The following is a 21244-nucleotide window of genomic DNA, read 5'->3' on the forward strand; positions in this document are numbered from 1 at the left end:
AGGGAGGGTCGTGACATCTGTCTATAATGCATGAAAAAACCGGACCAGAAAGAAGCCCGCAATGTGAAGGGTTTTGTCTCGCTAACTTACCCTTAACTGGCAGTTTCGAGTGCTTTACTCCCAAATAAACATCGTTGAGTGAAGGACTGAGTCATATGGGCCATTATATTGTCAGGATTCATGCCAGCACGTGGGATCTGCTGCGCGATCTTCAACGGTTGCATGATCTTGACGTCTTTAGCAAAACTGCAAAGCAGCTTGATGATTATCTGTTTGAGATTCACGGGCTGCTTTCAGACGAGCAGATTGAAAATCTATCCAAAAAAGGATATCAGATAGAGATTATTGCCAATACTGCAGAGGTCGCAAAGGAGAGAAGGAAGGGTGTACCCGGCCTTTCCTTATCACCCGGAGATCGGTCAGACCGTAAATAGTGAAGTAAAATAATAGCGAAGTAAATAACTGTCTAATAGCGAAGTAAATAACTGTCCTGACGCTATCATATGATTATGAAACCGTCTGGTCTTATCTATCCTGAATTCGAATTAAATAGGGATGCAGCAGCCAGAATAATTGAGGCTGCCAGAGCAAAAAATCAGCACATACTTGGCCTTGAATCCTTTGACATCCTGAAAGCTTACGGCATTCCCGTAGTACGGACTGCCTTTGCAAAAACTGCAGAGGAGGCTGCAAAAACTGCAGAAGAGATAGGTTATCCCCTGGTGATGAAGGTCGTCTCTCCCCAGATTTCCCACAAATCAGATGTCGGAGGGATCAGACTCTCCCTGCAAAATAGGGATGATGTGCAGGCTGCTTACCGCGAAATGATGGAAACGATCCCTGAAAAAAGGCCGGATGCATCCCTTGAAGGTGTCCAGTTGCAGCAGATGCTCTCAGACGGCAGAGAAGTAATTATCGGGATGATCCGCGATCCTGCTTTCGGGCCCATGTTGATGTTCGGGCTTGGCGGAGTTTACGTAGAGATCCTCAAGGACGTACAGTTTGCAATCGCCCCCGTGGATGAAGAAGAGGCAAGGGATATGATCACAGGGATCAAAACCTATCCGCTCCTTGCCGGAGCCAGGGGTGAAAAACCTTCGGATATTGCTACCCTGGTGGATACCATTTTAAGAGTCTCAAGACTTGTCTGCGATTTTCCGGAAATTGAGGAATTTGAGATCAATCCCATGATGGTTCTGGAAGAGGGAAAGGGAGCTTTTGCAGTTGACATGAGACTTACGTTGAAGAAAAATTGATGCTTTGAGGAAGAATCTCACTTTATCAAAAAATATATCTTTTACTGAAAGATCAAGTTGATTTCTTCTTTTCAGGACCGGTCTTTTTTGTCCTTTTGCTTTTCTTAACTCCTCCGTAACCTGCCGGTTTTTCTGCTCTCTCATTTTTCCAGTATTTTTATCTGGCCTATTTGTATATCGCTTATCACTATTCATTTATCATCTCAGCCTATTCCCAGTCACATTTAAGGCGGATCCTCTTATTTTTCAATATGCCAGCCCAAAATATTTTTTTCGCTATCGGTTACTGGTGGTTTCGGAATTATGAGACGTCTCTGGTTCAGGTCAAACTAAAATTATAACATTTGTTTCGTACATACTGGAGGTAGTTAATGAGGTGGTAGTACGATCCAGGAACGAAAAAGATTCGTGCTGGCTGTGGGTATCCTGCTCCTGTCAAGCATTGTCGCCATTGATCTTCTGCTTGAAGACACTCCGGTGGTGATCCAGCTTGATGGGGATGCATTCAAGGTTATAGATATACCATATGTGTACACGGTAAAAGAAGCGTATATTCTCTTTTTTTCCGGTTTTTTTGGTGGTCTGGCTCTGGCCCAGGTTTTACTGTCTCTGAGGGTTTCAGGGTCGTTTTATCCTTTACAGGAGCCCTCAGGAAAGTTAACAACTGTAAATGCTTCAGCAGAATCCGTTTTTGAAAAGAATGTCGAACTCTTTCCTTACAACACTCCCTCGGAAGATGTTTTTCCCTCAGAGGGGGCTTTGCCCTCTGGGCCGGATATTGACCCTACGGATGTTCTTTTAAGGGCTCTTGAGGGAGATGAAAGGAAAGCCATAGAACTGATTGTGAATAAAGGGGGAAAAATTCTCCAGAATGAACTGGTCAATTCCCTTGATTTTTCCAAAGCTAAGGTTTCCCGCGTCCTTATGAATCTGGAACGGAGAGGCATAATAGACAAGAAGAAGTATGGACTTACTAACTGTATTTCGATAGCTGAAGGACTTGTAAGGGATGATGGAATGAAGGGGGAGATGAAATGAAGAAAAATGTTCTGATTACGCTTTCAGCTGCCTTTCTTATACTGTTATTGGGAATTTTCTGGTATTACGGGACAGGGACTGACGTGCATATTGCAGAAATGAACGCATCTCCCATTGGAGTCCATGAGTCGGGACAGCTGGATATAGTGCTCCAGAATAATGGTTCAATGCCTGTGGACGTATGGATTGAAGCCGAGAATACGTATGTGGGCAGTGACGGAGTGGCTCACCCCAATTCTGGATTGCTCATTCCCTCTGATTCCGAAGACCCGTGGGATGTCAACTTTGTATCTCATGAGACGCCGATCCGCCTCCTTCCTGGAAATAATTCGGTCAGCGTATGGATTGGGTATGTACTTCCAGGCGAATACCCGGTGAAGGTGAAAGTTCTTGGAGATGGTAGGATTCTTGATGAAGGTACCTATCTTGTAGAGATCCCTACTCCTGAAATTCCTGAAAATCTCTCCCTGAAGCTGGAATATGAAATCAAGAGCAGGAATACTTCTGATGTTTACAGAATCTACGGCTACCTTATTAACAAAGGATCAGGTTCTGCAGAAGACATACCCGTGAACCTGACAGTGACAGACGAAAAGAACGGAGAGCTGGTATTTGCATCTTCCGGGCTTTATGGTGTGAGGGAGTATGACAAGACTCCTCTCTGGACCTGGCCGGATTATCCCTACGCAGTTGTGGAAATCGCATATGGAAAGCCCTCGGGAGAATCCTATATGCCAGTCCAGAATGTTGTTGTTGGAAAGAGCGGAGACCGTTTTCGGATTAATGTGACTTCGACGTGGCAGAACAGGTCGACTTCTGCTGAGTTGTTACTTCCTCCGGGAGAGGAGAGAAGGTGATGCATATGGTAAAGCGATGTGAACTTTTCGGTTGCATGCATGCAAAAATTTTTCTTCTCTTGCTTTTGTTCTCCGGAATCTGTGCCGGTTGTCTTGGCAAGGACCCTCTCGAGGCTAGGGTGGATAAACTGGTCCGGAACCTCGGGAATGAAGACCTGGATGTAGGTTATGCTTCGGCTTATGCTCTTATTGATATAGGGGAACCTTCGGTTGATTCTCTGATAAAGGCTTTGAAAGACGAAGATCCTCAGGTTCGCAGCCTTGCCGCCTATTCCCTTGGGAGGATAGGAGAACCCAGAGCTTCAAAAGCTCTTATAAAGACTCTCGAGGACCCTGAGCCGGAAGTTCGTATGAATTCGACTGAAGCGCTCGGAAACCTGGGAGCAGCGGAAGCCGTAGATCCACTTATCGAGCTTCTCAAAGACGATGACGACAGGGTAGTAGTCAATTCCATTTTTGCCCTTGAACAATTGAAAGCGCCTGAAGCTGTTGGCCCCCTTCTAGAGTTCCTGAACCAGGATAATAAAGAAGTGAGCAGGAGAGCCATATCTGCTCTTCGAGCTATTGGAGACCCGAAAGCCGTTGATCCTCTTATCGAGCTTTTTAGTGACGAAGAACTCGGGGAATATGCGGCAGATGCTGTAGGAGAGTCAGGGGATGAGGAAGCCGTTGAAAAACTTCTTAAATTACTGGACAGCAGAGATCCAAAGGTCCGTGTTAACAGTATTTATGCCCTTATAGGGACTCAGAACCCGGATTCTAACTATGCTCTTATAGGGATTCAGGACCCGGACCTTGTCCTTCCCATTGTTGGCATGCTGGATGATAGGGACAAGGAAGTTCGCAGGGCAGCTGTTTTCGCCTTGGGGCGTTTTGGCCGTGAGGAAGCTTCTCTAACAGAGCAGCCTCTTATCAAGGCTCTCGGAGACCCGGAAGAGGATGTGAGGATGGCTGCAATCCGGGCTCTGGGCAATGCAGGAGGCAAAGAAGCCGTGGCTCCTCTTGTAGAACTTCTCCATCTTGAAACTTCAGGCGTTTCAGGGGCTTCTGCAGGTTCGGATGAAGATGTCAGAGAAGCTGGCTCCGTTAAGCTTGCAGACTGGTATGTAAAGAGAGAAGTCGTGAGGTCCCTCGTGGAAATTGGAGATCCGGGGGCAGTCGAACCCCTGATTTTACTGCTGGGGGATGAGTATTACAGGATAAGGCAATTTGCTGCACAGGGACTTGGAAAACTTGGAGATCAGGGAGCCGTTGAACCTCTCCTCAAAGCTCTGGAGACCGAAAGGGAAAGTGAAGTTCGGGTTGCGGAAGTTCGGGCCCTTGGGGAACTTGGTGGTCCCGAAGCTATCGAAGGTTTGCGCCGGATCAGCGTGGATATGGAAGAATACAGATACGTCAGAACTTCTGCGGAGGAAGCACTCGCAAAACTCGAGGGAGGCGGGGAGGAGAATTCCTCCTCAACTTCCTGATCCGTTTTTCGGGTTATAAGAGTCTGAAAAAACATGAAGTAAGTTTCGGAGTCAAATCATCTCAAGATTAAAATCAATTCCACAAATACTCCAAATTTCATAAAGATCTAAAATACACCTCAAATGACACTGAGTAACGAAACAGGCAAGAATTTTTCCACTTTATGTTTATTAGTCTAGCAATAATTTCAAATGTTTGGGGTCCTGGAGATCGACTTTGATTTTCCCAGGTTTTTAATCGATGACAGTCAGCTGTTAACGGAGTCTATGCTAGATTTTTGAAAACACCCCAAAAATATTCAAGTATTTCGTAAAGAAAGTACAGAGGAAAGACAAAATGAAGAAATATACAACAGTTTTACTGGCTGCTCTTACCGTCTTTATTGCAGTTGCAGCGGGCATTGTAAGTGCAGCAGACAATGTTAGCGATGGAAGCACTATTTGTAATGTTACCACTGCCGGTTATGAGTGCGATAGCTGGTCCGATGAGCAGTATCCTGTAATCGATTTATGTGGAGAAGAATACGTTCCGCTGTTCACAACTAATGGAAATATCTGTGATGTTCATGTTAACAAGCTTGCCCGTTTGATTCTTGACAGTAATGAAACACATACACTTGGACAAGGAGAAAAAATGTATCTTGGTGAAGGCTATGTTCTCGAAGTCAAGGAAATCAGTAGCGACTATATGGATGTATGGCTTGAATTAACCAGAGACGGACAATATGTAGCTGACCAGAGTATCTCGATTGAAACTGATAACAACAAGACGTGGAATGTTATCCTTGACAACGTTCAGGGTGAAAACGATATTGTTGTCATGAAAGTCTATGTCAGCAACATATTCGTGGGTGCAGAAAATTGCATCGCCAGGATTGATGGTATATGGCTTATTGACTATGGAAATGCCAGAACCCTCAATATCGGAGATAAACTCGGGGAGTTTACACTAAAGGAAATCATCAACGGAACAGGTGCATCTAATCTGGGAAGTCTTGTTTTCGAAAACAGTATGGAACCTGCCCTTACCAGTAATGTTACCGCTACCGGTTATGAGTGCGATAGCTGGTCTGATGAACAGTATCCGGTAATCGATTTATTTGAAGCTGAATATGTTCCGCTGTTCGCCACTGATGGAAATATCTGGGATTCGCATGTTAACAAGCTTGCCGGTCTGATTCTTGACAGCAATCAGACGCAAGTCCTAGAAGCCGGTGAAATCCTCGACCTCGGTCAGGGTTACGCTCTCGAGGTCAGGGAGATTGACATTGACAGTGAGAAGGCTTGGCTTGAACTTACCAGGGACGGTCAATATATCGCCGATAAAAATGTCTCAATAGATACTGATGACAACAGGACATGGACTGTTGCTCTTGACGATGTTCAGGGTGAAAACAATATTGTTGTCATGAAAGTTCATGTCAAAAATTTATTCGTGGGGACAGAAAAAAGGATCGTCTGGATTGATGGAGTCTGGCTTATTGACTATGCAAATGCCAGAACCCTCAATATCGGAGATGAATTCGGAGAATTCACACTTGAGCAAATAATCAGCGGAATAGATGCATCTAACCCTGGAAGCCTTGTTTTCGAAAAGGCTCCGGTTATTGATGAAACTTCAGTTACTGATGATACTTCAGTTAATGATACTTCAGCTGCTGATTTTTCTGAATCTCCTTCTTCTGAAAATGAATCGGGTAAATTCACTAACAAAAGTGCAGAATTGCCTGCTTCCTGGTACTGGAACTTTTGGAAATCTCTTTCTATGAAACTCAAGTAAAAACTGATCCTACTGAATGCAAATTACCATTCAGTTTTCAGAAAAACAAGTGATCATTTAATTGTAAATTATCATTCAGTTTTCAGAAAAACAAGTGATCATTTAATTGTAAATTATCATTCAGTTTTCAGAAAAACAAGTGATCATTTAATTGTAAAGGCTCAAGGGTTCAGGGTCCGGAAGAACCGGGAGGGTTTGAAACTCCGGACTAATAAGGGAAATTGAATTTCTGGCATGATAAGAAAAATAAAATCTCCGGAAAAAGGAAAATGAAATCTCCGGAAAAAGGAAAAACGAAATTTCCGGGCAGGGAAGAAAATAGAAAGCTCCGGAATAAAAAAGGAATAAGAGAAAAGATAAGAACGAGGTAACTGTAATGTTTTTTGGTTCTTTACTTTCGGGAACTGGAAAGGAGGTTGAAAGGCTTGGAGAGAACTGAGAATTTAGTCTACCTGTCTGGCCTGTCGCTGCCGAATGAGGTGTCTCTGCTTGCAAGGGCTCTTTCAAGGCCTCTTCCTATACAAATTCTTAAACAACTTCAAAATAAACAAATGTCTGCAGGCGAACTTGCATCGGAGCTCGGGCTTCGCCTGAATACACTGGCATATAATCTCGGCTTACTGGAGAAGGTTGGCCTTATAAAAGTCAGGCAGGTAAAATGGAGCTGTAAAGGTCGTGAGATCAAAATCTATGCCCTTGCAGAGCATCCAGTTTTGCTGGTGTCCCGGGAAAACAGGGATAAAGATCCTTTTGTCCTGGATGTCCTGGAAAAAACTCTGGAAAACTGCCGAACAAATCTTTCCGGCCGGGCGGTTACCCTTTCCGAGGAGTCAGGAAAAAAAGACGATTGTATATCCTCCGGCAAAGAGCACGATGATCAGAAAACTTTCCCAGCCTATACCCGCTATGCCGTGCTTTTCCCTATCAAGGAGGCCCATAACCAGGATTGAAACTTGCATCAGGGTCATGGCGATTATTAGCAGCTGGGCTCTGGCAAGCACGTGGTATATCGAACCGTTCAGATAGGCTATGTCCGAAAAAGCCACGCAAAGCACATCAAAGGTATTGCCTCCTATGATATTGCTTACTGCCAGAGTGAGGGCTCCCTGCCTGACTGCCGTAAAGGTAATGATAAGTTCGGGGAGTGCGGTTGCTACTCCGGTAAAAAGCCCTCCTACAATGGTCTCGGAAAGCTTTGTTTCCGCAGCTATTACTATTCCGGTCTCCGCCACAACAAATCCGGAAAAGGCCACAATTGCTGCCAGTATGAAAAACTTTATTGCAACTCTTCTTTTGTTCAGGTTCCTCCCTTCAACATACAGAACTAGGTCTTCTACTGTTGACGCCGTACTTTTAGGAACCCACATAGCTCTCTTTCCTGCTTTCCAGATCATACGCACTCCGAAAATGTACCCGATTATCATGAGAATGGAAGCAGGGTTTGTCCCCCCAACCGAAAGTTCAGGAGCAAACGTTACCAGAAGAATAAAAGAAAGCATAATTATGAGAAGAGTACCCTGCATCAGGTTTGGATAGGATGCAGCTGCATGTTCGAGGTTTGCTTTCTTATAGCTTATGTCTGCAAGGGCAAGAAAGGTTGTCTGGGCAAGGATGCCTCCCAGCGCATTGCTGATTGCAAGCTCGGGGTGATTCTGGTAGGCGGCGGTAATTGAGGTTATGGTTCCTGCAAGGGAATCAATACTCCCTATAAGTACTCCCCCTACCAGAGCTTCCCCGAGTCCGGTAAGATCTGCAAACTGGTCGGCTGTTTTACTGAGCCTGGTTCCTGCAATACCTATTACCGCAGTAAAAATAACAAAAAGAATTATTGCAGCAGGCAACTCCATTCCTGTTTCCTTCTCCGCATTTCAAAATTTTCGCATTCGAAAATAGTCTTAAAATTCGGGTCATGGCAAATTTCAGAAATTTAAAATCGATGGCCGTTTATTCCCGTTTTATCCTGAAAACAAAAAAGGATTAAGGATTTTTTTCAGAAAAATTTTTCCAGAAGAATTTTTAATTCCTTCTTCTGGATTTCTATCCATTTCTCTGGGTTAATATCTATAACGGGATTTTAAGGTTATAATTCAGGTCTTATCTCTTCCGGTCTTACCTCCCCAAACCTTTTTAATCCTCCACAAGCTCTATCGCATCGGTCGGACAGACCTGTACGCACTGTTCGCATTCGATGCAGTCCTCAGGACGTGCTACAACTGCCCTTTTTCCTTCTTCCGTCTCTTCCGCGTCAAACAGGTCTACAGGACAGACATCGTAGCATTCAAGTGAGCCAATACATTTATTGTAGTCAATTTTGGGGTGCATTTTCCATCTCTCCCGGAGTTCTGGTTTATTTCCGGAATTTCGGTTTATTTCGGAAATTTAAGCTTTAATGTTTGTTCTATCCTTCACTTTTTAATCGGTTGTTCTATTCCTTTGCTTTATCTCATTATCAATAAGAGACTTCGAACTTAGCTCTCAACAAGTTCGATAGCTTCTGCCGGGCAGGCTTCCACACACTGCTCGCACTCTATGCAATTTTCAGGATTAGCTACCACGGCTTTCTTCACATTATCGATTTCGCCTACATCAAAAACTTCTGCAGGGCAGACCTCATAGCAGGCGAGAGCACCGTTACACTTGTGATAGTCGATTACAGGATGCATACTTCCTCCATTTTATCAGGATCTCGCAAATTAGAAAACTAAACTCCTGAACTGATTGGCGTTATAATCGATGCTAAAAATTGGTGTTAATTGATGGTTCTCAACTTCATTAACCAGGTTCTATTACATGTTTTTACTGGATTTTAACATCTACTGTCTCTGTACTTTCTCTGTAAGGTACTTTCACATAGAGTTTTCCATCCACGTATTTAGCGACAGCTTTCTCAGGGACGACCCCGCAGCAGAATGCATAAGTTCCCACATACTCAACCCCGGTTTCTTCCCTTTTTGCTCTTACAAAAAAGCCGTCTTCGACCATTTTCAGTTCTATATTCTCTTTCTTTACCCCAAACATATCGATTTCAATGTCCAGATTTCCCTCTTCGTCCGAACATGAAAAGATGTCTGGTGACATCTTCACCATTGCTATATTCGTACCCCCAAGCTGCTATCTAACAAATATAATGCAAATGCAAATAATAATTGCGGGATTGTTTTATTTATATTTTGTGAACAATGGCTTCCTCTTTACCTTTCCTCTTTACCTTTCCTTTTTACCTTTCCACTTTCGTCTTCTGCTTTCCTCTACCGCTTGTCCCTACCGCTTTTCCCTGAATTCTTCCTCCGCTCCCTTCCTCCCCCTTTATCTCGCTTCTGTCCGGTTTTAATCTTCCCAATTTCTCAGTTTCTTCTTTTTACCGCCATAGCTCCCTGTTTTTATCTATGAAAGCCTGCTGGACTTCTATTTTCGAAGCTGTATAGATCAGGGCTGCAGGGTGGTAGAGCTTCAGAATTTTCCTTCCTTCATGGTCTACGGGGACTCCCCATTCCAGTTTCCTTTCCGGGCAGTACGACTTTTCAGCTGTGTTGCCAAGGAGGATTATAAGTTCAGGGTCAAGCAGGTTTATCTGAGCAATAAGGAAGGGCTTGCAACACTCGATCTCACTCACTTTTGGTCTCCTGTTTTCAGGAGGATGGCATTTGACGGTGTTTGTTACGAACCAGTCTTCTTCCGAGAGCCCCATGTACCCAACCATTTTGTCCAGCTGTTTTCCTGCTCTCCCGTAGAAGGGAATTCCTGTTTCGTTTTCGGTCTTTCCCGGGGCTTCTCCTATGAAAAACACCTTTGGATTGCAGGACCCTTTTCCTATAACTCTTCGGATTGCACTCTTATGAAGAGAACATCGTGTACAGGCTATTGCTTCCCTTGCGACGGTTTCATATCCGGCTTCCACCAGTTTTTGAACCCTCTCTTCAAAATTTCCACAGTTTTCTTCCTCGGCTGCCACAGTTCTTAGCTCCTTCATTTTCCCCTGTTTTCCGGGGAGTACTCCTGAGAATACAGCTTTTTCCTGAAAACTGTATCCAATCAGTATTATTTTTTCTCCCATGTTAACTGCTTTTTCTCCGGCATTGACTGCCTTTTTTTTCCTTCTTTTCTTATAATATCAGTAATCCATCTCTTGAGGCGCAAACGGGAACAAACTTATTTATGTAAAAAATTCCATGACAAACATAACCAATACTGAAAGAATAAGATTCTCGAATATTTTATCTTTTAAACTTTATTCTCTGATATATATAAAATCTCGTTTACAAAGGTGTGCTGAGGGTAATGACTTCCAGAAACTTTCTTACGATCGATGACTTTGACATACGCGGAAAGACGATTCTTTTAAGAGTCGACATGAACTCTCCCATGGACACACAGGGCCACATTCTGGATGATATGAGGATCAAGAGCCATATTGCGACCTTGAAAGACCTTGAGAGCGCAAAAGTCGTTCTGCTTGCTCACCAGAGCAGGCCCGGGAAAAAAGATTTCACCACCATGAAACCTCATGCCCACCTTCTGTCCAGATACTTGGGAAGGCAAGTTACCTATGTGGATGATATTTTCGGGACGTTTGCAAAAACCCAGATCGCCTCCATGGAAGACGGGGACGTTATCATGCTCGAAAATGTCCGGTTCTATTCGGAAGAAAGTCTTGAAAGAACACCCGCAGAGCAGGCCAATACCTATATGGTTAAAAAGTTGTCACCTTTTGTCGATATTTTCCTGAATGACGCATTTGCAGTAGCTCACAGGTCCCACCTTTCGGTTGTAGGCTTTACCGAAGTCCTTCCGTCAGGCGCCGGCAGGGTAATGGAAAAAGAACTTATCTCTCTTGACCGGGGAGTCAAAGGAGGAGAAAGGCCAAGCATTTTCGTGCTGGGTGGGGCAAAGGTGGACGATTCCCTTAGAGTGACTGAAAACGTCCTCGTAAATGGCGGGGCTGACAGGGTGCTTCTTACCGGTGTGGTTGCAAATGTTGCTCTTGCGGCTTCAGGAGTAAATATAGGAAAGGTCAACATGGATTTTATCAAGTCCCAGGGTTATGAAGACCAGATCGAAAAGGCAAGAGGCTTGCTTGCGAAGTTCGAAGACAAAATCGGTCTTCCGAAGGATGTAGCCTTAAACGATAACAAGAAACGCAACGAGGTCCCTATCTCCGAGCTTAACTCCGATTCTCTGCCCATTAACGACATAGGACTCGAAACTATTGTGGACTACACCAATGAAATCCAGAACTCCAAAACCGTTGTCTTAAACGGTCCCGCAGGAGTTTCCGAGATTGACGATTTTGCCCTCGGAACCCATGAAATCATAAAAGCTGCTACTAAATCCGATTTTTCGATCATTGGCGGTGGGCATATCTCAGTTGAGGTTGCACATCTCGGCCTTGAACATCGTTTTTCGCATATCAGTACGGGTGGGGGAGCCTGTATTGATTACCTTGCAGGGGAAAAGTTGCCGGGAGTCGAGTCTCTGAAAGCTGCTTACAAAAAATATCAGGAAGCTAAAAGGCTTTAAATTTTTGTTTCCGGTGAGTTCCGGCAGCAAGAACGGATTTTTGCCTGCCATTTTCTGCCGGTATCCGGACAATACCAGAAATGTACTTTAACCAGCTCTAATAAACATACTGTTATACCAGCTTCCATAATCCCATCACATCTAACCGGTGATGATGTACCTGGGCTGGCATTTACAGGGTATAATTAATAGGTTAATTAACAGGTTATACGCAGTTTACAGGTGTTGGTTCAAGCATGCTTACAGAAACAGAAGGTAAGGCTGCAGTCAAGCTTGCAAGAAAAACTATTGAAACACTTCTACTGGGGGGCAGGGTTCCAGGACCCCGGGATATAGGTACAGATCTTCCGCCGATTTTCGGGGAAAACAGGGGAGTTTTCGTCACACTAACGGAAAACGGGATGCTGAGGGGCTGTATAGGACATCCTTATCCCGATTCTACGCTTGAGCAGGCTATCATTGACTCCGCAATCTCTGCGGCAGTGCGCGACCCGCGTTTTCCTCCGGTTGGGGGAGAAGAACTGGAAAGCCTGGTTGTCGAGGTTACAATACTGACTCAACCTGAAAAGATCAATGCCCCTCCGAAAGAACTTCCGGATAAGGTGGAGATCGGCAAACACGGGCTCATCGTAAAACAGGGCTACTGTCAGGGACTGCTGCTCCCTCAGGTCGCTCCTGAAAATGAAATGGATTCCATAGATTTCCTGGGTCACACCTGCATGAAAGCCGGCCTTTCCCCGGACGCCTGGGTCAAAGGAGCAGAGGTTTACTGTTTCGAAGGGCAGATTTTCAAGGAAAAGGAGCCAGGAGGCGAGGTAATAGAAGAAAAATTTTGAGGCTTTATGAGAGCCGGATAATTTTTTTACTATTCTGTGTCTGTTCGTCTCCCATTATTAACCATTCATTTTCAACTTTTTCTTCATTTCAACTTTTCCTCATTTCAACTTTTTCTTCATTTCAACTTTTTCTTCATTTCAACTTTTCTTTATTACGTTCGAGCAAGACGATTTCAACATTGTTTTATAGTGTAAGATATTTGTTATTTTTTGGATAATACTCACTTTTAAGTTGAGTTGAGCAAGAAATATGAACACCTGTAACCTGCAGAAAAATGCGTTTCCGGAACTTTTCAGCAATATTAATCATGAGCTCTACGTCCTCTCCTTTTCTAGGTTCTGCGAAGACCTGGGTTCGGGGATGCTGGTTGCCCTGATTCCATTATATATATCCGACCTTGGGGCATCTTTTCTTTCCGGGCTTCCCCTTGTTACCAGAGCAGGGCTTGTGATAACGGTTTTCGGGCTTTTCAGCGCCCTTACGCAGCCCCTTATGGGCAGGCTTTCGGACAGGCTTGACCGCAGGAGACCTTTCATCCTCTTCGGGCTGATAGGGTATACCTTCTTTTCTTTCCTTTATTCGCAGGTAACAAGTTATGAGCAGCTGCTATTTATCCGGCTGCTGCAGGGGATTACCGTAGGGGCGACCATACCTGCGGTTATCGCAATGGTCACGCATATCTCGACTTCCGAAACCCGGGGAAAAGCTGTCGGAGTCTATACGACCATAAGAGGGGTCGGCTTCGGGCTCGGGCCTGTTGTCGGAGGGGCAATAGCCAGATACTGGGGTTTTGATGCCGGATTTTATTTCTGCGCCCTGCTCGGAGTGGTAAGCTTGGGGCTTGTGACCTTTTTCGTAAAAGAGACCCGTGGGTCTCCTGAACCGGTTTCCGAAAAAAGAAGCGGCAAGAAAAGCTATGACTCGGTTTATTCCCTTGCAGGCGCCATGCTAATGATGATGGTCGGGATAATGATGGTAGTCGCCCTTCTTCCCGAATATGAGGTCAGGCTTGAAGCTTCCGAGCTTTCCCTGGGAGTTGCGGTGTCAGCCTACATTTTTGCAAGGCTGCTTTTCCAGGCGCCTCTCGGCAGCCTCTCGGACCGGATAGGCAGAAAGAAACTGATCGTTGCAGGTCTTTTCCTGAGCGTCCCACTGGTTGTCGGGATGGGCTATATCACAAGTGTAAGCCAGCTCATTTTTTTCCGGGCTTTCCAGGGGCTCCTTGTTGCCTTAATAGATACTCCTGCAATGGCGCTTGCAGCCGATCTCTCGGATGGTTCTTCCTTAAGCTCAAGGCTCAGCATAATCACAACCGCACAGGCAGCAGGAATGGCTTTTGGCCCTATATTCGGAGGCTTCCTTGCAGGTTATGCGACCTTTGTAACACCCTTTTACGCCTGCGCCCTGCTTATGCTCCTTGCGGGTTTTGTGGTAATCAAAAAAGTCGAGGAGCCAGAGAAAGTAACCTGACCCGGGAAGGTACCCAGGCCTCTGAGGACGAGCGGTCCGGGAAGAACCTTAATTTCTTTTTTCCTGGTGCCTATGGCTTGCAAACCTGTATCCGGCTTTCCTGATCTTCTTCCAAGAACCTCTTCTTGATACCGAGTCCCCTGCTCTACTTTCTAAATTCTTAATAAAGTACAAAAAACGTTGTTCTTTTCCGAGTCTTGCAGGCTCATATCAAAAAATATCAAAAGTTACTGAAAAATGTTAATGAAAACAAGGTTAATGGAAACAAGGTTAATGGAAACAAGGTTAATGGAAACAAGGTTAATGGAAACAAGGTTAATGGAAAAAATTATGGAAAATAGGTGAGGGTAAAAATTGATGGAAAAAATTGATGGAAAAAATTGATGGAAAAAATTATGGAAAATGGTTGGAGGTAAAAATGGTTGGAGGTAAAAATGGTTGGAGGTAAAAATGGTTGGAGGTAAAAATGGCTGGAGGAAAGTTGTTTTGTGGCAGAGAAATTTTTTAGTGGATTTTGCTTTTACTTGCTTATTCGCAGTTAGTGGAATGGACTTGAATACAGTTCTGGGCTTAAATTTAATGGATTGGCTGTGAAGGTTTGCCTGCAGGCTTGATATCCTGCAGGTCCTGCCGGCAAGTCCGGTTTTTGCGGTATTATAGGCTCTAGTGGTGTAGGTTTTATCGGTTTTTCTGGTTTTATTGTTTTCATCGTTTTGTGTTGATTAAAACAGCCGTTCTCTTAGCAGTGAATCTGGCTATGGTAATATCCCCGATCACTCGATCAGGATTCTTTTTTCAGTTAAGGCCTTTGTTTTTGGCACGGTGACAGTTAAGACACCGTTTTTGAGCTGGGCAGTTGCCCCTTCTTCGGTTACGCCTTCCGGCAGAGGAATCTCACGGTAGTAGCGCATGAAAGACCTCTCTTTTCTGAGATAGCCTTCCTTTTCGGTTTCCTCTTCTTTTCCTTTGGATGCGCTGATTACAAGGAAGTTATCCTTCAGGCTCAGCTCGACATTTTCTCTGTCAATGCCCGGCAGGTCGGTTGTAACAATTACTTTGTTGTCTTCTTCCGCGACATCGGTCAATGGGGCAAAGGTCCCGCCTGTATACCTGCTTTCCAGTGCAGGGAATGTTCTCATCATCTGTCCCATGTATTCCTGCATTCCTCTGATCTCATCAAACGGGTCCCAGCTGCACATGTCGCGGGATGGTCTCTTAATTGGTAATTTCATGTACTAATTTCTCCTTGGATGATCTCTAACCTGATCTGTAAGTAGTTCTGGAGATGCGGAACAGTGCCTCTTCTTTTTCCTCAGGAGGCCTGCCTGAAAGACGTGGAAACCCCTGCCGGGGATGGAGGTTTGAGAGTGGAGATTCTTTTGTTTGCTTTTCCATGTCTTACAGGCAAGATAGATGAGAGTTTCAGGCTCCCATCCTCTTCCTGGTGGAGGGAGAAATCCGTTTTTAAAGGTGGTACAGGTTCACCTTCGGTCTGTTCGCAGATTTTTGGTCAGGTAACTGAGGCCTAACCTTACAGTTAGTATATTCTGGTTACTGTGTGGTTGTTATTATTACTCAGTTACTAACATGTAGTTAGTAATCATTATATTTAAACTTTTTGTTAATTTGCCTGTATTCAGTTTTCTCAAAACGGGATTTTTTTCAGGAAAAACGTATAATTCGCGGGCAGAATGGGCTTTTTCGTGTGGAAGGGAACCTCAGAATTCACCAAACAAATTCCCCCTATAAAGAGAAAAACCGGAACTGAAGTTTGAACTAAATACTGAGTTTATTTAACTATGCCTCATTTCATTAATCGATGAGAACCAATGTTTGTAAGGCAAAAGGTAAAATTTTGGTGTATAGACTGATTTTCTTCGCTTTAAAAAATGCGGTCGTCCCTCTTTACATGGTTGATATTTTTGAAAAAATAAGTCTGACTCAAATTCCTGAATTTTGCCCCGTACAATGTCATTTGCTTTATTGTGTCGTTCTTGTCCCGCTCGACGCAGGAGAGCGGTCTTTCCCAACAAGACAAAAAAGATATAGAAGGATGAAAACAACAGATTATCAAGTAAAAGCTGCTGTAGGCGTTTGTGAGTTTAAAAGAAGAAAAATAGCTAAAACGGTACCAATTTCAGTATCATTTCTCATTCATTTCTCTTTTTCCTTTTGTGAAGGGCCTCCAGACAAGCTGGCGGAGGCGTTTATGTTTACCTGTGAGTTTTAAAGAGATCTCCCAGATCAAGATATAAAATTCGCTTGTTCATTTTTTGCGTTGTAGAAGAGAAAAGTTCAGCCCTGCAAAAAGTAGAATCAAAAAACAAAAGATCTTAGTTTCAGATATAGGAATAATATCAACTGATTAATACAGGACCACCAAAAATGCCATTAACGAGAAATCACTCATTTATCTGTTTTATTAAAAAATCCATATCTACAGGCTTATATTTTGTCAATTCAATGGAGGCATTTATTTTTTTATTTTCTCTATCAATAAAGGGATACTCTTGGAGGTTATTATTGTGGTTATGGCCACAAATAGTCCAATCATTCCAATCAGGTGGAATGTCTTCAGGTCTATGTGTTAAAAAGAATTTATGATTTTCATATTCAAAAGTAAAATCGTCATAAAACTCTATTTCATTTGAATAGTCATGATTTCATTTGAATATTCCCTTATCATGATTCCCTTTAATGAAAATAATATTTCCGTTTAGCTGTTTTAGCCAATAATCCGTTAGTCTATTGTTTTGGTTCTCGGCGTATTTTTAAGGTAATTGAATTAATCGGCAAAGCTGCTTGTTCCCGCTTTTCCTACGTGATAAGCCAAAAACCGCTATTTTCTGAGTATGAGGGGTATTTTTAGGTGAAAGCCCAATTTTTAGGAAAATCCTGGTTTTCAGGTACGCAGATGGGTTCTTCGGTAGCGGGCACTGCGAAAAATGAAGTCGACTCTCCGGTTAAAAGCACTTTTTTGGTTAAAAGCACTTTTTTGGTTAAAAGCACTTTTTGGTCAAAGTCTTCAAAATCGAAGCATCTATTTACTATTTCTACAATATCCAGTAGTTACTGGAAATTCCGTAAATAGGGCGTTGAAATGAGTGCAGTAAAAAAAGAATTTGAGTATCTTGTGTATCAAGGGATAAAATCCCAGGGGCTCGATGAACTTTGTTCTAAATTATTAGCAATTCTTTACTCTGAACCGGATCCGCTAACTTTAGAAGAGCTTTCTACAATGACCGGGTATAGTTTTTCATCTGTTAGTGCAGCAATGAAATTGCTTAGTGGAATAAAATTGGTGGAAAAAACGAAGAAAGCTGGTTCAAAAAAATTGTACTTCTCAGCTCAAAGAGATATGCTGACAATGACAATTAACGCAGTAAAATCCAAGACTGAAGTCATGATCAGCCCTGCGATTAAAGAGCTTCCGGCAATAATTGAGAGATGTAAAAATAGTAACGAAGAGGGCTCTGACGAACTGCTCAAAATAATCGAATATTATTATCAGCAAATGATTTCATTAGATTTTATTTATAAAAACCTTGTCGAATTTACAGAAAAAATCCAGGCCGAGGTGAATAAAAAATGAGCCAGAGTACAAAGCTAACATATTTGCTTTTATTAGTTTTTATAATCAGCTTAACAGGAATTTCTATTGTTGAAGCAGAAATTTCCAGTTATGCATGCGTAAACGCAGAATTACAGGAAATAAGTCCCAGTTCAATAGGTATCGATGAAGAATTCACCCTGGGAATTAATCTTGAGAGCTGCGGTACTAAAACTCCTGAAGATATTACTTTTGAGATAATCAGCATCCCCTCAGATATAATAGTTACAGAAAATTTAGTTACTAAAGTTTCAAAATTAACTTATAGTACAAGTGAAAGGTACCTGGTATATCACATGAGAACAACCCCTGATGCCAAACCCGGTCCTCATATTATAAAAATGAAATTAACATATGCAAATAAACCCGTTGATACGGAAAAATATTATGAAGTTGAAATAAGAGTGATAGGAGAAGATGCTGAACCAAGGATCTCTTCGGTCGAAACCAGTCCTGAATATATCTATGAGGGCGATACAGTTGACTTAAGGTTAGGCATAGAAAATTATGGGGAAGCAATAGCAAAATCTGTATCAGTTAATTTGGATCATGAGTTTAAGGGAATCAAAACTTCTTCAATCGGAACTCTTGGCTTAAATGAAAGTCAAACTGCATTATTCAAGTTCAAGGCAAACAGGTCAGGAGAATTTGAAATCCCTGTCATTATAGAGTATGAAGATGATTTTGGCAAACAAAAAGACGAATATGACATTAACATAACTGTGCTTGACAAAAAAGGAACTTTGAACCTCGCATCAGTGAAGGTTGACCCTACTCTTCCTTACATGGGTGATACTGTAGAATTGACTATGAGGATCGAAAACTCCGGTGACAGAACAATAAACTCAATAAGAGCCTATGCTGACCATCCGTTCAAGGGCTTAAAAGAATCCTTTATAGGAACTCTTGACCCGAATGAAGACGGGCCTGCGGTAATTACTTTTATAGCTGATCAATCAGGGGAATACGAAATCCCTGTTACCATAACGTACAGTGATGATTTTGGAGAAGAACAGATTGAAACGAAAATCAATCTTATAGTCCTGGAAACTAATAGCGGAGCAGGAAGAGCTGCAATTGTATTGCTGGTATTAGCAGTTATTGGAGGACTAATATACATTAATTATAGGACAAAAAAATCAAAAGATGAGGTAATCAGGCAGTTAATGGAAGGTGGCGGTAACCCTCCTAATAACAAAAAATAACGAGAGGTCTCCAATATGATTAACGACATCAGGGTGGGAGCCCTCATTGCATACTTCAGTATAAAAAGAGGGAACAAAAAAACATTGATGTTCATAGTTTTCGTTCTCTCACTCATCTATATGAACTTAGTATTCCTTCCGTCAATGATAGGAGGAATGACAGTCCTATTTACCGGATTTATGCAGGACTACGCTTATGGGGATATTGTAATAGAACCTACTGGCGACAACACCTACATTAACAATGCCGATAACGTTTTGCAGAAAGTCAGAGCAGTCGAAGGTGTGAGGGCCGCAACAAAAAGACTGGATGTGGGAGCATCTATTGAGCATAAACAGAAAGTGGTAGGAGTAACTGTGACAGGGTTGCTTCCTACGGAAGAGCATGAAGTTTCAAGATACCCCTACATTATCAGTGAAGGAGATTTCTTAGGAGATCTCTCCCGGGACGAGATTATCATTGGGGCTATGATCGCAGGTACAGGTTTTGGATCGGAAATCTATGACAACCTGGGTGAAGTAAGACCGGGATCGCTTGTTGACGTGACATACAGCAATGGTGTGAAGAGAACCTATAAAGTGAAAGGCATAATGGAAGGCACGTTTGAACTTGTTGACCTTAATGCTTTAGTCCACTACAAGGAAATAGAAGAAGTCTATGGCCTGGAGGGAAGTAAAGCTACCAGTGTAGTCGTAAGGGTTGACAAGCAAGGGGGCGAAGGGCAGATACAGGATAAAATCAGAGAAGCAGGCGTAAATGAGCAGGTCTTCACATGGGCTGATAAGTCCGAAGCTCTCATAAAACAGGCAATGCAAAGCATGGGTGCTATAGATACCATGTCAAAGTTTGTGAGTTTGGTCGTAGGAGCGGCACTCGTACTTATAATCATCTATATCAACGTACTTAATAGGAAAAAAGAGATCGGTATTTTAAAAGCAGTAGGCATTACTCCGAGATCAATAGTATTGTCCTATGCGTTCCTTAGCATGTTCTATGTTTCCTTAGGAATATTCGCAGGATTAATACTATACTTTGCGCTCATGTTCTACTTCCAGGCGAACCCAGTAATATTCTACGAGACCATGGAAATAAGACCCCAGATCGATCCTATGCTGCTTATTCAAAGTATATTTACCATGCTTATACTATCAGTGATGGCCGGAATACTCCCTGCCTGGACTGTGTCAAGAGAGAGCATACTCAAAGCCATATGGGGACGATAAAAATGATCATAGTAAAGGACCTGAAAAGGTATTACGGGACAGGGGAAACAGCTGTCAAGGCTCTCAGGGGTGTTTCGTTCGAAATAAACAAAGGGGAATTTGTAGCGATAATGGGTGCTTCCGGAAGCGGAAAAACGACTCTGTTAAGGATACTGGCATTGTTAGACGACGCAACGGATGGAGAATACACCATTCGGGGATTACGGGTTTCCAGCTTGCCCGAAGCAGAAAGAAGTTATTACAGGCTAACGCAGGTCGGTTATGTCTTTCAGGACTATGCACTCATCAATGAAATGAGTGCTGCAGAAAATGTTTATGTGCTTTCCATGATGGAAGGAAAATCAAGGAAGGAGTCTTATAAAACCGCTCTTGAAGCGTTGGATAAGGTTGGCCTGAAAGGAAAACATAACAGGGTTCCTGACGAATTATCCGGCGGGGAAAAACAAAGAGTTGCAATCGCAAGAGCCATAGCAAAAAAGCCTGACATATTGTTTGCTGACGAGCCATGTGCAAACCTGGACACCAACAACTCAAAACAGGTACTGGATGTTTTTAAAGAATTGAATGAAAAATATGGCCAGACAATCGTAATGGTAACACATGAACCGTGGCATACCGAGTATGTTGATAGAATAATTACTCTCGAAGACGGCAACCTGGTTAGCGATGAGAAAAAACAAAAGAAGTAAAGAATAATAGAATAATGGATTTCATAAATTTCTCAAGACCTTACGTGTCTATTCAACGCCATCGAACCTGTTTCAACACTCAATTTTCATTTTTTCAGGTGTATGAAACGTGCAACCTCTAACATGCTACATCTAAAGTACAACATCAGATTGTATTTCTTAATGTAATTTCAAGTTGCTTATTCTTGATAACCGGTTTCCTGAACTCCATTCCAACGGCCCAAAGAACCGCTTTACGCTGCCAAAAAAGCTGCCGAAACACCCTCATCCCTGCATAACAGTTCATCCTGCT

At 42.9% G+C, this 21244-nt stretch carries 25 protein-coding genes; 18 read left to right on the forward strand and 7 right to left on the reverse strand.

Annotated elements, in window-relative coordinates:
* Positions 1-155 precede the first annotated feature (155 nt).
* The 7 genes from ACSAZL_RS03575 (at position 156) to ACSAZL_RS03605 (ending at position 7350) form a co-directional block, all read left to right on the forward strand.
* Positions 156-434: a hypothetical protein gene (locus ACSAZL_RS03575; protein ID WP_440947368.1), complete on the forward strand. Its 279-nt coding sequence runs from the start codon at positions 156-158 to the stop codon at positions 432-434.
* Between the two features lie 75 nt (positions 435-509).
* Positions 510-1256 carry an acetate--CoA ligase family protein gene (locus tag ACSAZL_RS03580; protein ID WP_440947369.1) on the forward strand — a complete coding sequence of 249 codons (747 nt, stop codon included), beginning with the start codon at positions 510-512 and terminating at the stop codon, positions 1254-1256.
* Between the two features lie 408 nt (positions 1257-1664).
* The gene (locus ACSAZL_RS03585) at positions 1665-2294 is read left to right on the forward strand and encodes a helix-turn-helix transcriptional regulator (RefSeq protein ID WP_440947370.1); all 630 of its coding nucleotides are present in this window, start codon (positions 1665-1667) and stop codon (positions 2292-2294) included.
* Positions 2291-3151, forward strand: a complete 861-nt coding sequence (locus ACSAZL_RS03590) for a hypothetical protein (protein WP_440947371.1) — start codon at positions 2291-2293, stop codon at positions 3149-3151. Before ACSAZL_RS03585 ends, ACSAZL_RS03590 begins: the two co-directional genes overlap by 4 nt.
* A 5-nt stretch (positions 3152-3156) precedes the next feature.
* Positions 3157-4620: a HEAT repeat domain-containing protein gene (locus tag ACSAZL_RS03595; RefSeq protein WP_440947372.1), complete on the forward strand. Its 1464-nt coding sequence runs from the start codon at positions 3157-3159 to the stop codon at positions 4618-4620.
* Positions 4621-4957: 337 nt separating this feature from the next.
* Positions 4958-6400: an S-layer protein domain-containing protein gene (locus ACSAZL_RS03600; protein WP_440947373.1), complete on the forward strand. Its 1443-nt coding sequence runs from the start codon at positions 4958-4960 to the stop codon at positions 6398-6400.
* Positions 6401-6825: 425 nt separating this feature from the next.
* Entirely contained in the window at positions 6826-7350 is a 525-nt protein-coding gene (locus tag ACSAZL_RS03605) for an ArsR/SmtB family transcription factor (protein ID WP_440947374.1), read from the forward strand.
* Here ACSAZL_RS03605 and ACSAZL_RS03610 read toward each other — a convergent pair.
* The 6 genes from ACSAZL_RS03610 to ACSAZL_RS03635 all read right to left on the reverse strand — a co-directional run bounded on the left by ACSAZL_RS03610 (position 7231) and on the right by ACSAZL_RS03635 (position 10454).
* The gene (locus tag ACSAZL_RS03610; RefSeq protein WP_440947375.1) at positions 7231-8247 is read right to left on the reverse strand and encodes a sodium:calcium antiporter; all 1017 of its coding nucleotides are present in this window, start codon (positions 8245-8247) and stop codon (positions 7231-7233) included. The two genes, ACSAZL_RS03605 and ACSAZL_RS03610, sit on opposite strands and share 120 nt — an antisense overlap.
* 280 nt (positions 8248-8527) lie before the next feature.
* Positions 8528-8722, reverse strand: a complete 195-nt coding sequence (locus tag ACSAZL_RS03615) for a 4Fe-4S dicluster domain-containing protein (protein ID WP_440947376.1) — start codon at positions 8720-8722, stop codon at positions 8528-8530.
* A gap of 146 nt (positions 8723-8868) precedes the next feature.
* A complete protein-coding gene (locus tag ACSAZL_RS03620) occupies positions 8869-9063 on the reverse strand; it encodes a 4Fe-4S dicluster domain-containing protein (protein ID WP_440947377.1) in 195 nt (64 codons plus the stop codon).
* 133 nt (positions 9064-9196) lie between these two features.
* Positions 9197-9493: an Hsp20/alpha crystallin family protein gene (locus ACSAZL_RS03625; RefSeq protein WP_440948775.1), complete on the reverse strand. Its 297-nt coding sequence runs from the start codon at positions 9491-9493 to the stop codon at positions 9197-9199.
* A 124-nt stretch (positions 9494-9617) separates the two neighbouring features.
* Complete coding sequence (locus ACSAZL_RS03630; protein ID WP_440947378.1) at positions 9618-9740, reverse strand: hypothetical protein; 123 nt, start codon at positions 9738-9740, stop codon at positions 9618-9620.
* Positions 9741-9758: 18 nt separating this feature from the next.
* Entirely contained in the window at positions 9759-10454 is a 696-nt protein-coding gene (locus tag ACSAZL_RS03635) for a uracil-DNA glycosylase (RefSeq protein ID WP_440947379.1), read from the reverse strand.
* A 212-nt stretch (positions 10455-10666) separates the two neighbouring features.
* Between ACSAZL_RS03635 and ACSAZL_RS03640 the strand changes: the two genes are divergently transcribed.
* The 5 genes from ACSAZL_RS03640 to ACSAZL_RS03660 all read left to right on the forward strand — a co-directional run bounded on the left by ACSAZL_RS03640 (position 10667) and on the right by ACSAZL_RS03660 (position 14818).
* On the forward strand, positions 10667-11917 hold the full coding sequence (locus tag ACSAZL_RS03640) for a phosphoglycerate kinase (protein WP_440947380.1): 1251 nt from the start codon (positions 10667-10669) through the stop codon (positions 11915-11917).
* A 236-nt stretch (positions 11918-12153) separates the two neighbouring features.
* Positions 12154-12753, forward strand: coding sequence for a TIGR00296 family protein (locus tag ACSAZL_RS03645; RefSeq protein WP_440947381.1), 600 nt, complete (start codon positions 12154-12156; stop codon positions 12751-12753).
* 250 nt (positions 12754-13003) lie between these two features.
* On the forward strand, positions 13004-14224 hold the full coding sequence (locus ACSAZL_RS03650; protein WP_440947382.1) for an MFS transporter: 1221 nt from the start codon (positions 13004-13006) through the stop codon (positions 14222-14224).
* A 197-nt stretch (positions 14225-14421) separates the two neighbouring features.
* On the forward strand, positions 14422-14565 hold the full coding sequence (locus ACSAZL_RS03655) for a hypothetical protein (RefSeq protein WP_440947383.1): 144 nt from the start codon (positions 14422-14424) through the stop codon (positions 14563-14565).
* A gap of 97 nt (positions 14566-14662) precedes the next feature.
* Complete coding sequence (locus ACSAZL_RS03660) at positions 14663-14818, forward strand: hypothetical protein (RefSeq protein WP_440947384.1); 156 nt, start codon at positions 14663-14665, stop codon at positions 14816-14818.
* Positions 14819-14997: 179 nt separating this feature from the next.
* Here the strand turns inward: ACSAZL_RS03660 and ACSAZL_RS03665 are convergent, their stop codons facing one another.
* Positions 14998-15456, reverse strand: a complete 459-nt coding sequence (locus tag ACSAZL_RS03665; RefSeq protein ID WP_440947385.1) for an Hsp20/alpha crystallin family protein — start codon at positions 15454-15456, stop codon at positions 14998-15000.
* A gap of 63 nt (positions 15457-15519) precedes the next feature.
* Between ACSAZL_RS03665 and ACSAZL_RS03670 the strand changes: the two genes are divergently transcribed.
* From ACSAZL_RS03670 to ACSAZL_RS03695, 6 genes are all read left to right on the forward strand, one after another.
* Positions 15520-15753: a hypothetical protein gene (locus ACSAZL_RS03670; RefSeq protein WP_440947386.1), complete on the forward strand. Its 234-nt coding sequence runs from the start codon at positions 15520-15522 to the stop codon at positions 15751-15753.
* A gap of 290 nt (positions 15754-16043) precedes the next feature.
* A complete protein-coding gene (locus tag ACSAZL_RS03675; RefSeq protein ID WP_440947387.1) occupies positions 16044-16454 on the forward strand; it encodes a hypothetical protein in 411 nt (136 codons plus the stop codon).
* Between the two features lie 870 nt (positions 16455-17324).
* Positions 17325-17816: a GbsR/MarR family transcriptional regulator gene (locus ACSAZL_RS03680; protein ID WP_440947388.1), complete on the forward strand. Its 492-nt coding sequence runs from the start codon at positions 17325-17327 to the stop codon at positions 17814-17816.
* Positions 17813-19039: a COG1361 S-layer family protein gene (locus tag ACSAZL_RS03685; RefSeq protein ID WP_440947389.1), complete on the forward strand. Its 1227-nt coding sequence runs from the start codon at positions 17813-17815 to the stop codon at positions 19037-19039. Before ACSAZL_RS03680 ends, ACSAZL_RS03685 begins: the two co-directional genes overlap by 4 nt.
* Before the next feature lie 15 nt (positions 19040-19054).
* Positions 19055-20263 carry an ABC transporter permease gene (locus tag ACSAZL_RS03690; RefSeq protein WP_440947390.1) on the forward strand — a complete coding sequence of 403 codons (1209 nt, stop codon included), beginning with the start codon at positions 19055-19057 and terminating at the stop codon, positions 20261-20263.
* A 2-nt stretch (positions 20264-20265) separates the two neighbouring features.
* Positions 20266-20952 (forward strand): ABC transporter ATP-binding protein, encoded by a 687-nt coding sequence (locus ACSAZL_RS03695; protein ID WP_440947391.1) that lies wholly within the window; start codon positions 20266-20268, stop codon positions 20950-20952.
* Positions 20953-21244: the final 292 nt, after the last annotated feature.

Origin of the sequence: Methanosarcina mangrovi, from assembly GCF_052057765.1 — an archaeon.
GTDB lineage: Archaea > Halobacteriota > Methanosarcinia > Methanosarcinales > Methanosarcinaceae > Methanosarcina.